Below are 12,366 nucleotides of genomic sequence, written 5' to 3' on the forward strand. Positions count from 1 at the left end.
GCCATGAGGCTCCTCTTCATCCTGGCCATGGTGGCCATTGTGACGCTCGTCGGCTGTACCACGTCGCCGTCCCAACGGGTCCCTCCGCCGGGACCCGCACTCCGCTCCTGCTGCCGGTCCGTCGAAGCCACCCCGAGCCGGACCGCCGTCGTGCGAACCGCCACGAGGCTGGTCGGAGCGAGAACCATCGAGAGCAAGGGCCGGCGCATCGCCTACGATTGTGCCGGCGTGACGCGCGCCATCTATTTGGAACACGGCATCGACCTCTATGAAAGCGGATCGGCCGATCCGAAAGCCAACGGCGTCCGGCTGATTTATGCCCACGTGCGCCAACATGGTCGGCTCCACCAAGGTCCGGTCGTCCATCCGGGCGATCTGGTCTTCTTCGACAATACGTGGGACTTCAACGGCGACGGCCAACTCAACGATCCGCTGACGCATGTGGGGGTGGTGGAGCGGGTGGAGCGCGACGGCACCGTGGTCTTCATCAGCCGCGTCGCCGACGCCGTCGAACGCTATCGGATGAATCTGGCGCTGCCGCACGTCCATAAGACGGCGGACGGCCGGGTGCTGAACGACTACATGCGGCGCAAACAGCCGACCGATCCGGAGGAGATGGGCCACCTCACCGGAGAGCTGTTCGCGTTTTTCGGAACTAGACTGAGGTCCTAGCAAGAGAGGTCCGGCGCCTCGCCGACGGACGCGCGCTTGGTTCTCGGTGATCTTCCATACCTCTTCGTCTTCATTCCGGACGGGACGTCCGGCGCAGCGCACCGAGGACAGCACCCAAGGAGGGGGCCATGGGACAGACCGCCGCTTATTGCAGTGATTGCTACAACAAATCCGCCCGCACGGACGATGCCGCCGTCAAGGCGGCGGAGAGTGAGGGCAAGGTGCCGATGACCAAACAGGGCACGTGCAGCAAGTGCAACAAGGCCGCGACGGTGGTGTATTACGAGTGACCGTCGCCGGTCCGCGGACGATGGAGTGGCGCGGCAGCTCACGGAGGCAGTAGACTGGTCCTCATGAAGCGATCCGTCTTGCTGCGTGGGGTCGCCGCGAGTCTGGCGATCGCCGCCTGTATACCGGCCGCTCGTCCGGCGTTCGGCGACGCGGCGGTCGTGCAACACCGGGACGGCACTACCGGCACGATTACTCGCTTGGACGACCATATCGGCATCTATGCCGACGCGCACGGCAACACCAACCCGCTGGCCATCCCGGATGGAATGGCCGGGCACAGCGATCCTCACGGCAGCATGCCGCCGCCAACCGTCACACCCTTCGGGACACCGGCGCCACCCAACCGCCTCACACCGGCGCCGCTGCTTCCGTTCAATCCGAATCGACCGCTGATGCCGCCGCCGGCTCTCGCTCCGCCCGCCGCGGCTCCGCCGTCCGGGCTCGGAGCATTCGGGAGCGGCGGCGCGCCGCGATAGGGACGACGTTTTCTCATCCCCCTACAGGCACGACCACGAGATGCCGATACGGAACTATGACGGCACAAGAGGACCTGCTGGTTATCCCAGGCCACCATTTTTGAAATGACCTGCTAGAATTGACCTATGGCGATTTCAAGACTTCGCACACAACGAACGAGCCCGCTGAGAGAGACGCTGGCCAATGTGCGGCAAGGTCTGCTGGGCCTGCACAAGGCGTTGATCGTCGCAGAACAACTCACGTTTGAACGGATCTATGGGCGGGTCGACTCGACCGGACAACTGCTCCAACTGGTGATGAACGATCCCTGGTTCACCTGGCTGCATCCTCTGTCGAACATGGTCGTCAGGATCGACGAGTTGTTGGACAGCGACGAAGACGTCACCGTCGAAGATGTGGCGGTGTTGCTGACCGAAATCCGGGCGTTGATCCGCCCGTCTGAAACAGGGGATGGCTTCGAGCGGAGTTACTACGAGGCGCTCCAGCGCGCCCCCGATGTCGTCATGGCGCACTGCGAGATGAAGAAACTGCTGACTTTGCCAGCGGTGTAGAGACGCCCTCCACGTTCATCGTTCGCTCCGGCAATACGCCGGCGGCGGCCCATAGCGGGCCGGCCGCCGGTTTGCGTTCATACCCGGGGGCTCAGTCGTTGCCCTGTTTGCCGCGCGCCTTGTCGCGGCCGTGCTTGCCGTGTTCCCCGGCCGCCTCGTCGGCGCGATCCAGTCCCCGCTTTTTCCCCTCTCCTTTTCCCCGGCCTTTCATTTTCCCTTTGCCCTTTTTGCTCTTTCCCTCATCTTTCGTTTCTTTCTGCTCCGGCGCTTTCGGCGCGTCGGACGGCGGCGCCGGAGCGGGAGCCGACGCTTCAGGGACGGGAGCGGGAGCAGGCGGCTCCTGGGCCCATACACTGGAAAAGGCCAATAAGACCGCCGCAGCAGTCGCGGCTGACACCGGCTTCATCATGCAATCCTCCTGGTTGGTGTGAGTGGGAAACCGCCGTCCCGGGCGCGGAGCCGTCGAGGCAGCCCGGCTCTCGGCGGCCTGGACCAAGGGCTTTTACACTGGTGGAGCCGTCAACGCAAGACGACAAAAAGATTGGCGGAGGAAGGATCGGGACCGCACAGACCCGTCATCGTCGATTACCACCGGCGGCCGGAGGAGAGCAGCGCGAAGGCCTCATCCTCGGATAGCGGCTTCGCGAAGAAGTAGCCCTGCCCGTACTCACACCCGAGCGACCGCAGGATCGAGCGATGCTCGGCCGTCTCCACTCCTTCGGCGATGACCTCGCGGCCGAGTTGATGCGCCAGCATGACGATCGTTTTCACGATCGCCAGCGCATCGTCGTCCACGCCCAGTCGCTTCACGAACGACTGATCGATCTTCAGGAACTTGATCGGCAATTGCTGCAGGTGGCTCAGCGAGGAATAGCCGGTGCCGAAGTCGTCCAGGCAGGCTTCGATCTGTTCGGCCCGCAGCAGCTTGAGCACCTCGGTCACTGCGTCCGGGTTGTGCATCATGTCGGACTCGGTGATTTCGATTTTGAGACTGGCGGGATCGGTGCCGGTGTCCGACAAGACCGTCTTGATGAAAAGTGCGAGATCCGGCTGCGCAAACTGGTGGACCGAGCAGTTGATGCTCATGGTGAGGGGGCGCAGGTACGGAAACTTTCCGTGCCAGATGTTCAACCGCCGGCAGGCTTCGCGGAAAATCCACTCGCCGATGACGTTGACCAGCCCCAGCTCCGCCGCCATGGCGAGGAATCCGCCCGGCCCCATGACGCCGTATTCGGGATGCCGCCAGCGGAGCAAGGCTTCGAACCCCGCGACCGCACCGCTCTCGAGCGCGACGATAGGCTGATAATCGAGTTGAAACTCGTTGCGCGCGACCGCCTGCCGAAGATCGGCCTCCAGCCGCAGGCGCGCCATAGCGTGCTCATGCATGGCCTTGTCGAAGATCACGAACCCGGCCCGCCCCAGCGCCTTCGCTTGGTGCATCGCCGTCATGGCATCGCGCAGCACCGCTTCACTGGACTGGTAGCCGGTATGGGAGGAGGCGATACCCATGCTGACCGTCAGAAACACTTGGCGCCCTTCGAGCGTGAACGGCGTGGAGAACTCGCGTTGCAGCCGCTCGGCGACGCGGGTGGCGTTGGCGGGGGCTTTCAGATCGTCCAGCAGAAACGCGAACTCATCCCCTTCGATGCGGGCCACCGTATCGGCGGAGCGCACGCGCCGGAGAAGCCGCTGGCTGACTTCGATGAGCAAGCGATCAGCCGCCGACGGCCCCAAGCTGTCGTGAATAACGCGGAAGCCGTCGAGGTTCATGTAGAGCACGGCGAAGGAATGGGCCGTCTGCCGCCGGCTCTGCAAGAAGACGCGCTCCAACCGGTCGAGGAACAGGGCGCGGTTCGGCAGGCCCGTGAGGGAATCGTGGAAGGTCTCCAGAAACAGCCGCTGCTCGGCCTGGCGCTTTTCTTCCACCAGCCGTTTTCGTTCCAATGCCTGGCTCACCGCATGTCCCAGCCGCGCCAGGCGATCTTTTAGCAGATAATCGGCGGCACCCGCCTTCATGCACTCTACGGCCATGTCCTCGCCGATACAGCCGGATACAATGATGAAGGGCAGATCGAGCCCTCGTTCCCGAAGCAACTGCAACGCCTCGCGGGCCGTGAACTGCGGCATGGAATAATCCGACAGGATGAAGTCGGGCGGCTGTTCTAGTTCCTGGAGGTAGGCGGCTTTGGTATCGACCCGCCGATAGTGGGGATCGAACCCCGCCTCCCGAAGCGTTTCGATCATCAACTCCGCGTCGGGGGGAGAATCTTCGAGCAGGAGGAGGTTCAGTTTCGTCGGCATCGTCGTTCGGGGGTTACCGCAATAGGCTGACCCTTCCCTTCTTCATCCTCGAACGAGACGGTGTGATGGTTACTGCCGAAGTATAGGACGCAGGTCCCGGCAGGCCAACTAAATGTTAAGAATCCGACAGGGAAGGATGGCTGCGATGAGAAGCGGGTGCGGCGGCGACGGGACGGACCGGATCAGGACTCCTGTTTTTCTTCGGAACCGGCCGGCTTGTCGGTCAAGTGCGTGGGCGGTGGGGTCCATTCGACCGATGCAGCCGTATAAGGAACAAAGACCGGCTGCAGAATTTTTTGGCCATCCGGCGAGATTGCAAATTTGATGAAGGCGTCGGTCAACGGATCCGGCTGAGGTGCACTGAGTATCAGCACCGGCCGGCGCAATTTGTAGGCTCCGCTCTTGACGGTGGGCTGTCCCGGTTCCACCTTATCGACGGTCAGGATGCGGATGGGGATGCCGTCTTCCTGAGCTTTGAGGGCGGCGGCTAAGGACAGATAGCTGATCGCGCGGTCTCGACCCGACACGGCGCGCAGAGCCTTTTCGTCCGTCCGGACCGCTTTGCCGGAGGCCTGAAAACGCCCTCCGATGCCCAACGACGCTTCCAACCCGGCATGAACGTTGTCCTCGGGCGCTCGAGGCAGCACTTCCACCGGCTGATCGCCGCCGTCGAGATCAGACCACCTTGTGATCTTACCGGTGAACAAATCCTGCACCTGCTCCGTCGTGACTTCACTCACCGGATTGGCGAAATTGACGATGACCGCAATGCCTTCCCATGCAATCGGCGTGGCTTTGAGCGCCGGATCCGGCCGATCCGTCACCGCCGCCTGAGCCTCGCCGGCCTTTACCAACTCCACCGCCTTCACCGTGCGGTCCCACCGGAAGTCGATCGCAGTGCCGGGATGCGCCTTTTCAAACGCCCGCCCGAGGTCCTGCATCACCGGTAGCTCCGGACCATATCCGGCTACGACAATGCGGCCGGTCAAACCGGCGACGGACGGGGCGGCGGCCAGGAGCACGAAGAGCACGGAAGCAGACAGAGCTTGGAGTCGTCCCATACGGCACCTCATGAGAACAGTGTACTCGATGCAGCGCATGTTTGCTTAGAGCCCCAGGAACGGTAGAAGGATTCGACGGGCGGCTACGCAATCTGGCTGCAAGGCCAGCTAAAGACACGCAGGGAGGGTTTTTCCCAGCCGGGATGGTGCGCATGTTCGTCGTACCAAGCTTTGACGGCCGCGGCGACGCGATCGCGCGCCGGGTCATCGAGCGCCGCTAGAATCACGGAATTGGTGCCGGGATAGAACGAGAGGCCTTCTGCCGGGCCGGTCTCGCCATACCCCACCGTCTCGTTCACTTCCGTAAAGGCATGGACCTGGCAGCGGTGGAGCATCTCATGCACCCGCTCCCTCAATGACGAGCGAAAGATCAGCATCACCATCTGCATCGCACGACCTTTAAGGCTGAAGCCGTCCTTCGTCTAACTCAATCACATCCGCCCAAGTCGTCACCACGGGCAGAGCACTGACCGGCACGCCGCGCTTCGTCGCAATCTCTTGCAGCCGCCCCCGAAACCGCTGCCGCGCGGCATCGTCTTTCGGCTCAGACTTCAGCAGATTGCGCGAAAAGAGGCGGATCTCCGCGTCAGTCACCGGCTTCCCGTTGGCTTTCACCCAGGCCAGCAACTCTTCATCCGTCCCGCCGGCTAGCACCCGCTGCTCGAAAACCTGCGCGTCAATCCCCAGAAACTCGATGAGATACTTATCGAAGCCGGTCGTGATGTAGTTGTAGTCCTGAATGTGGCCCGCATGGCGCAGCCTGATCTTGTCGATGAACCGCCCGAGATGCGCGATGCCGCCGAGGAGGGCTTTGGGACTGCGGGGATACGGTTGATCCATGAGTCATGTCCTCTACGGGTGCACCACATTCAGACCAAGGACTTCTTCAAACGCATCGTAGTCACGATCGTTGTGAAGCAAAGCATAGCCTTCGGCAAGACAAAATGTTGCGATAAGACAGTCGATCGTTCTGCGAACCGTCCACCCAGCAACACGAAGCCGGCGGTAGTTGGCCGCTGCTTCGATCGCCAGTTCCACTGTTCCGGTTTCAAAAATCTCAAGCCGCAGAAGCTCCTCTTGAACCATCCGGAACATGCTGTTTGTGGTAACACCCTGTAACGCTTCACACAGGATCAAGTCGGTGAGGCCGAATCGTTCCTTCGTCAGCCGAGATTCAAGCCAGTCGACCTGAGCACTGCGCGTTCCACGGAAGTAATCCACCCACACCGTGGTATCGACAATGATCACGAGGCGGCCCGAATCCGGCTTTCACGCGTCACATTGAGGTCGCCCTCCCACTCGATTTTCCCGCGCAAGCGCCGAATGCCTTCTTGGCCTTTGACCTTGATAAGTAGGCGAAGCCCCTGCTCAACGACCGCCTTCTTCGTCGAGAGGCCTGTCGCCTTCATCGCCTCTCGCATAAGGTTGTTGTCGATCACTATGTTGGTCGGCATAAGATCCTCCAGCTGTGTGTATAGCCACGATGATAATACACACCAAGACTAGGATGCGCAAGAACATGAGTCAGCAAGGTGGAAGGTCTTGAGATCAGCGGCGTAGCGGGCTGCACCGAGTAATTCGTTGAGCCTGCCCGCATTGGCCGGCGCGTGGCCGTCGGCGTCGTTGTTGAAGTAGGCGTACGTATCGACGCCCTGCCGCGCCAGCCCCTCGATGAACCGCGCTTCTTCCATAAGCTCGTCGTCTCGATAACAAGGCGCTTCGCGCGGCGCGCGGCCGTGGTACCGCAGATAGGCAAAGTCCGCCGTCACGACGTTATGGCGCGGCCGGCTGGCGCTGTCGGCGATGCAGAGCGCGGCGTGATAGTTCCTCAGCAGGCGATAGGTGTCCTCGGCGAACCACGAGACATGGCGAAACTCGAAGGCGAGGCGGACGGACTGCGACATGCGCTTCGTCAGTTCGAGGAACGCTTCAAGGCGGCTCAAGTTCTGCCCAAACGACGGCGGGAGTTGAAGGAGAATCGGGCCTAACCGCTGCCCAAGAATGCAGGCGCCTTGGACAAAGCTGCGCCAGGATTCTTCCACCTGTCCAAGCCGGCCCATATGCGTGATGATCCGATTCGCCTTGAGGGCAAAGAGAAAATGCGGCGGGACGAGACCAGCCCAGCGGCGATACGTGGCGTCTGAGGGGACGTGGTAGTAGGAGTAATTGACTTCGGTGGTGGCAAACCGCTCGGCGTAGAAGCTCAGGCGTTGCTTGTCCGGAAGATTGTCAGGATAAAACCGCCCCTTCCAACTTCCGTAGACCCATCCCGACGTGCCGATGAAGACGCGCGCCATGCGTCATTGTACAGCGCGATAGGAGGTCAGTATCAGCGGGCCGTTCCGTCGCCTAGAAAAGACTCCCGGTACGCTTTCTTGCTCTACAGCAGGTGAGAAGCCTGGTGTGCCGCGTCCTTCTCAAAACCCTATGGTTAGGCCTGTTGTGAATCAATGATCCGCTGGATGCTACGTTTCAGTCCTGGAACTTTCTCGTACACCACGTCCCATACAAGCTGATAATCCACCCCAAAGTAACCGTGGATCAGGCGGTCGCGCATCTGAGCAATCGGACGCCACTCAACCTCGGGATGCGACGCCCGGAACTCCTCGGGCAAGTTCTTCACAGCTTCGCCGATAATCTCCAAGCTGCGCACGAACGCACGCCGCAACGTCTCATCCGCTGCGAAACGCTCATAGGTTAGCGTCTGACTTTGATCGAGGAGGTACTCGACTTCCACGAGAATATGCCGCAGATAGTCACGCGGCTCGAAGGACATCCGTGGCCTCGGCCAAAATGTGCGGCCCAATAAAAGGTGAGAGTGCTTCGGTGGTGACCACTTCAACGCGGTGCTCCAACGTGTCTTCGAGCAGATCCGCCAGCGCCATGAAGCGATCGAACGTCTTCTCTGCCGGAGCGAATTCGACAAGCACATCGACATCGCTGTCCGGGCGAGCCTCGTTGCGAAGCACGGATCCGAAGAGCGCCAGCCGACGAACACCGAGGCGCCGAATCTCGGGCTCAACGGTTTGTAGCCGCCGGATCGCCTCGTCACGGGTGAGGGAAGGCTTGCTCATGTGGAGAACATACACGAAACATCCGACTGATGCGAGGCGGAAGACCTACCTTTCCGGCAAACCAGCAGCCGTCTCGCCCGGAAGCGATCAGTGGTTCCTGGAAGCGATCAATGGTTCCTGGAACCTTTATATGTCTTGAAACGATTCGCAAAAGAAGGTCGGTGAACTGCCTAAAGAGCATTCACATATAAAAAGCATAACGTTTTTGGATGGGGCTACTCTCCGATGTGTACTTGAGGATGCTTCCAACCTGGCGCGCTGCCTGAATCGTTATGGGGAGAGAGCTATCAAATTGGGTGTTATTCCAATTCATTTTTGTCAGCGCCAGTATTTCCCGAGCCAGTTGCCTTGGTGACTCTTCTGTAGCCACCGACTCGATTTGCAAACCGCGAGGAACGTAAAGGCCTGGATACATTTCAAAGAATGGCACGCTGCCCCGCGTGTATAAAAGAGAGAGGCGGTCGTCTATCTGGAGAAACGTTCCCCGCAGAGGCGGATATGTCCCATTTCTAAACAGTCTCACTTCAGAATCTCTAATAACCAGTAGGTCACGAGTATGTATCTTGAGTCCCTGAAGGCCCTCCTCGCACCCCATCGTCTCCTCTACTGAGAACCCCGATGTTTTGTGAATAACGACGCGGGCAGGCAAATGGTGATGTTCCTTTTCATACTGCCCGAGCGCATTGACTACTAAAGCTTTCATATCAGCTTTTGAAAGATGTGGTTCTAAGTCGCTGTCCGACTTTACCGCCTCGCCTCCACGCAGGATCATGCCTTCTCCGCGCTCATTAAAGACCTGCGCCACACTTGTATGGATTCGGACCTTGTCAATCGAGCGAAAGAAACTGATGCCAATGTAGCAGGACTCTAAATCAGATGTTCTTCGAAGTAGGCGCCAAGGAGTGCCTCCAGCCTTGTAATATAAAGCCGTGTGGAAGTTCCAAGCCCTAGTTGCGGCATCCTGTACCCCGCGAGGTTTAACTCTCGCCGCTACTTGCTTTGCGGGGACACCGTATGTAGGTGGCCTCACGTACTGTATCGGAATTTTCAGTTGGAGGCTTTCTGCCTTTACCAAGTCGTGTAAATCGTATGCGATCGAATCTTTTGAGGCCTTTGCCCAGCGCGAAAAAGGGACAGGTCTCTCAGTCTCTCTGCTTGCATCGACCTTCGCCAGCAACTCATTGGGAGGCGCGCATATGATCACGTCTACATTGGTCTCGGAATCAAGGTATTGACACTCATCTATGAAAAGTTTGGCGGCAGTCTTTATGGTCTCAGCGCTAGAGGGATTAGATAGGGCTAGCTCCATTTTGCGAGAGTCGATGATGCGTTGGCACCTTTCTTCCGTGGCCCAGTCACACGCAAACACGCCAAAACCAGGAAACGCGGGCCGGAATTTCTCCTTCTTGCTTGGCCTTGCTGCCACTCCAGCGCGCGCAGCCGTCATCCATTCATTCACTCTTCGTACAGTAGCGGCGGTCCCTACGAATCCCACATTTATTATTTTTGCAGTTGTGGGCTGATTAAATCCAACAGGACCATAGTCTCTTATGCCAAAACGTATATCTATGTGAGTACCGGTTCCGAATTCTAAGTCCGGTTCCGGAAGCACTTCGACATTCATAATAGGCTCATTTGGGAATCGTCTATAAGGTCCGCGCCTAAAATCTCTTTTTCTTCATCGTCTGCATGTGACAGCCAATCACTGTCAACTATTCCATCGGGGCACTGATATTCAAGCGCCGGACCAAAAGCTAGTAAATCGCTCCCACCCTGGAAGAGGTCTGAGTAACTGAGGAAGTGCGCCCAAAATTTGATGTTGTTACTCACAGCTTGATGTTTCTCGAATCTCTTAATGCCAGACAGGTATTCTTCACGTAGGGCATATTCCTTTTGTCCATCAACAGTAAAATGATAGGTGGGTTCCACCACGAGGTGCCAGTTCTGCCCGAGCTTCAAGAACCTCGAAATAAAACCCGTGTGGCGGTAGCAAAGAACTCTTGATGGGTCTGTTTTAGCATAGAGTGTTTGAACTACTGTCCGCTCAACCGACCGTGCCCCCCACTTTATTTTCCGCTCGATCGATTCACGCCCCGCCCTAAAGTAATAGAGTGATTTCTGGCGGTTAATCTTAAATCTTCGAAGGCCTCTCACTCTGAGGAAGCTGGTCAAGGAGTAGTTCAAAAGCCGGACAAAGTCATTCCGACTATCGGAAGAATCGGAGTCCGAGAGCGTTGATGTACTAATAGTTTCCACAGCCTTTTGCGTTAGCAGCTGCCGCCAAGCCTCTCCGTTCAGTGACAAAAAGCTAGTCACCATTCCATCTTTCAAAAACCACTCCCTTCCTATGTCGAGCCCCAAGGCTTCGGCCTTATCCCTGACACTACTTTCGATTTTGAACCGAGTTTTTGCTCGAAATATAGTTTGCGGGTAACGAATAAGCGGCAGTGCATTGCTATGCAAGACTTCGGATTTAGGCGGCTGATCCAGGCTTATTCCTGAGCTATGCGGGACTGCCAGTCTTTGAAGGGCATGAGAAGCACTTTCATCAAAGCGATGCAGGGACTTCTTGAAGTAGATCGTCCTAGTTTTTTTCGCCTCCAAACTCGAAAAGTAGTCTTTGACGGATATCCAATAGGCCTCACTGGAGGCTGGCCTCGAAACAACAAGTATTACAGGCTGATTACCGGCCAGCCAGTGCTTTAAATCAGAAAGATCGACCTTGAAAACAAAACCTGTCGCGTCCTCGTGTGCCCAGGGTTTGTCAGTACCCTTACTCTGTACTTGAATTATGAAGTTGGTTCCCGTTCTCTTACCGCCTTCGCTTTCACGGCAAAGCTCAATATAGCCATCTATTCCGATATCTGAGTGACTGTTCGTCGGACTCCACAAATGCCCCATCCGGGCTACTATCGTGGCAATTAGATTGATCGCATTTTGACCGATGAAGCTAGCTGGATGGGCTACCTTGTCTGGAATATCGTTAGGGTTCTGCATAGAAAGTAAGCGTCCCAAAGCTAGGGAAGAAAACGGGGAAGAAAACGGGGACAGGCTACTTTCTAAAGGGGAAGTTGTCAATGAAGCGACTGCCTGAGGCTAATTAGGATGGAGTCGTGAGCCTGCGGTTGGGAAGGCGGTGCTTCGTTGATCGCGTCTGGATTTTCGAGATTCGCGAAGGTGAGGTGCGAAACCGGAGACGGTAACGGGACAGGCCACCAGCGGCCGGAACCAGTCCCTACTTGGCTGACTGCTTGGCGGATTTCCGGAGAGAAGGTTCTTATCGATCCCCGCCGCCATCTTGCGCCCTTCGGCGATGGCCCAGACGATGAGCGAGACGCGGATCTTGCACTTCGATCCGAACCGCCAAGGCTGCTTCTTCAAGTCGGCAGAGGAATTTCGATGAAGCCCACTGTTTGAGCCCGCTCTAACGCTTCTTCAATCGCTGGCAGCAAGGCAACCACTGTGCGTACTTGGTTGGTCGGGATCACCATGACCGCAAGTTTTCGTCCTGAAAGGTTCTGCTGGTAACGAAGCTGTTGGTCTGCCGTGATGAATACGTCGAATTGTTCCTCGGCCCGCTTCAGCAGTTCTCGTTCTTGATCCCCGCCCATCCCATATCTTGGACGGTACGAATCGAAAGCTGGCCGAGCCGTGATTTGACGATGTGAGGGACCGATTCGTCGAGAAGGATCTTCAAGCCGACTTTGCGAGCTTTAAGAGGGTGGCTTTGGAAAATTCAAGGACCTGAATCGCCTGTTGACGAGTCACCGTGGGAAAGTTCTGCAGAAACTCATCGAGCGAAAGGCCCGCTTCCAGATTAGTCAGCAACGCCTCAACAGGAACCCGGGTCCCCTTGAATACTGGGGCGCCGCTTACGATGTCTGGGTCGATCGTCACTGGCAGGAATTTGAGTTCCTTCTCGTCGATGACCAGGTTCAT

General features: G+C 58.0%; 18 protein-coding genes. 4 read left to right on the forward strand and 14 right to left on the reverse strand.

The window, feature by feature from the left end; genetic code table 11:
* Positions 1–3 precede the first annotated feature (3 nt).
* From NITMOv2_RS17075 to NITMOv2_RS17085, 4 genes are all read left to right on the forward strand, one after another.
* Complete coding sequence (locus NITMOv2_RS17075) at positions 4–672, forward strand: NlpC/P60 family protein (RefSeq protein ID WP_053381011.1); 669 nt, start codon at positions 4–6, stop codon at positions 670–672.
* A gap of 128 nt (positions 673–800) precedes the next feature.
* Positions 801–962, forward strand: a complete 162-nt coding sequence (locus NITMOv2_RS24060; RefSeq protein ID WP_187299253.1) for a hypothetical protein — start codon at positions 801–803, stop codon at positions 960–962.
* 63 nt (positions 963–1,025) lie between these two features.
* A complete protein-coding gene (locus NITMOv2_RS17080; RefSeq protein WP_053381012.1) occupies positions 1,026–1,439 on the forward strand; it encodes a hypothetical protein in 414 nt (137 codons plus the stop codon).
* A gap of 126 nt (positions 1,440–1,565) precedes the next feature.
* Positions 1,566–1,991, forward strand: coding sequence for a hypothetical protein (locus tag NITMOv2_RS17085; protein ID WP_053381013.1), 426 nt, complete (start codon positions 1,566–1,568; stop codon positions 1,989–1,991).
* A 91-nt stretch (positions 1,992–2,082) separates the two neighbouring features.
* On the opposite strand, the gene NITMOv2_RS17090 is transcribed toward NITMOv2_RS17085, so the two are convergent.
* From NITMOv2_RS17090 to NITMOv2_RS17155, 14 genes are all read right to left on the reverse strand, one after another.
* Positions 2,083–2,400 (reverse strand): hypothetical protein, encoded by a 318-nt coding sequence (locus tag NITMOv2_RS17090; protein WP_053381014.1) that lies wholly within the window; start codon positions 2,398–2,400, stop codon positions 2,083–2,085.
* A gap of 176 nt (positions 2,401–2,576) precedes the next feature.
* Positions 2,577–4,292, reverse strand: a complete 1,716-nt coding sequence (locus NITMOv2_RS17095; RefSeq protein WP_053381015.1) for a GGDEF domain-containing response regulator — start codon at positions 4,290–4,292, stop codon at positions 2,577–2,579.
* Positions 4,293–4,474: 182 nt separating this feature from the next.
* A complete protein-coding gene (locus NITMOv2_RS17100) occupies positions 4,475–5,353 on the reverse strand; it encodes a substrate-binding domain-containing protein (protein WP_053381016.1) in 879 nt (292 codons plus the stop codon).
* Between the two features lie 83 nt (positions 5,354–5,436).
* On the reverse strand, positions 5,437–5,730 hold the full coding sequence (locus tag NITMOv2_RS17105) for a hypothetical protein (protein WP_145976399.1): 294 nt from the start codon (positions 5,728–5,730) through the stop codon (positions 5,437–5,439).
* Between the two features lie 22 nt (positions 5,731–5,752).
* Positions 5,753–6,193 (reverse strand): DUF5069 domain-containing protein, encoded by a 441-nt coding sequence (locus NITMOv2_RS17110; protein ID WP_053381018.1) that lies wholly within the window; start codon positions 6,191–6,193, stop codon positions 5,753–5,755.
* A 12-nt stretch (positions 6,194–6,205) separates the two neighbouring features.
* Complete coding sequence (gene vapC, locus NITMOv2_RS17115) at positions 6,206–6,601, reverse strand: type II toxin-antitoxin system VapC family toxin (protein ID WP_053381019.1); 396 nt, start codon at positions 6,599–6,601, stop codon at positions 6,206–6,208.
* Positions 6,598–6,807 (reverse strand): type II toxin-antitoxin system VapB family antitoxin, encoded by a 210-nt coding sequence (locus NITMOv2_RS17120; RefSeq protein ID WP_053381020.1) that lies wholly within the window; start codon positions 6,805–6,807, stop codon positions 6,598–6,600. The genes vapC and NITMOv2_RS17120 overlap by 4 nt, the downstream gene beginning before the upstream one ends.
* A 48-nt stretch (positions 6,808–6,855) precedes the next feature.
* A complete protein-coding gene (locus NITMOv2_RS17125; RefSeq protein WP_053381021.1) occupies positions 6,856–7,650 on the reverse strand; it encodes a DUF72 domain-containing protein in 795 nt (264 codons plus the stop codon).
* A gap of 134 nt (positions 7,651–7,784) precedes the next feature.
* Positions 7,785–8,129 (reverse strand): HepT-like ribonuclease domain-containing protein, encoded by a 345-nt coding sequence (locus NITMOv2_RS17130; RefSeq protein ID WP_053381022.1) that lies wholly within the window; start codon positions 8,127–8,129, stop codon positions 7,785–7,787.
* A complete protein-coding gene (locus NITMOv2_RS17135; protein ID WP_053381023.1) occupies positions 8,110–8,427 on the reverse strand; it encodes a nucleotidyltransferase family protein in 318 nt (105 codons plus the stop codon). The genes NITMOv2_RS17130 and NITMOv2_RS17135 overlap by 20 nt, the downstream gene beginning before the upstream one ends.
* 181 nt (positions 8,428–8,608) lie before the next feature.
* Positions 8,609–10,051, reverse strand: coding sequence for an argonaute/piwi family protein (locus tag NITMOv2_RS17140; protein WP_145976400.1), 1,443 nt, complete (start codon positions 10,049–10,051; stop codon positions 8,609–8,611).
* Positions 10,048–11,424 carry a DUF4365 domain-containing protein gene (locus NITMOv2_RS17145; RefSeq protein ID WP_053381025.1) on the reverse strand — a complete coding sequence of 459 codons (1,377 nt, stop codon included), beginning with the start codon at positions 11,422–11,424 and terminating at the stop codon, positions 10,048–10,050. Before NITMOv2_RS17145 ends, NITMOv2_RS17140 begins: the two co-directional genes overlap by 4 nt.
* 380 nt (positions 11,425–11,804) lie before the next feature.
* A complete protein-coding gene (locus tag NITMOv2_RS17150) occupies positions 11,805–12,038 on the reverse strand; it encodes a hypothetical protein (RefSeq protein WP_053381026.1) in 234 nt (77 codons plus the stop codon).
* 82 nt (positions 12,039–12,120) lie between these two features.
* Complete coding sequence (locus NITMOv2_RS17155; protein WP_053381027.1) at positions 12,121–12,366, reverse strand: DUF433 domain-containing protein; 246 nt, start codon at positions 12,364–12,366, stop codon at positions 12,121–12,123.

Origin of the sequence: Nitrospira moscoviensis, assembly GCF_001273775.1 — a bacterium.
GTDB classification, from domain to species: Bacteria; Nitrospirota; Nitrospiria; order Nitrospirales; family Nitrospiraceae; genus Nitrospira_D; species Nitrospira_D moscoviensis.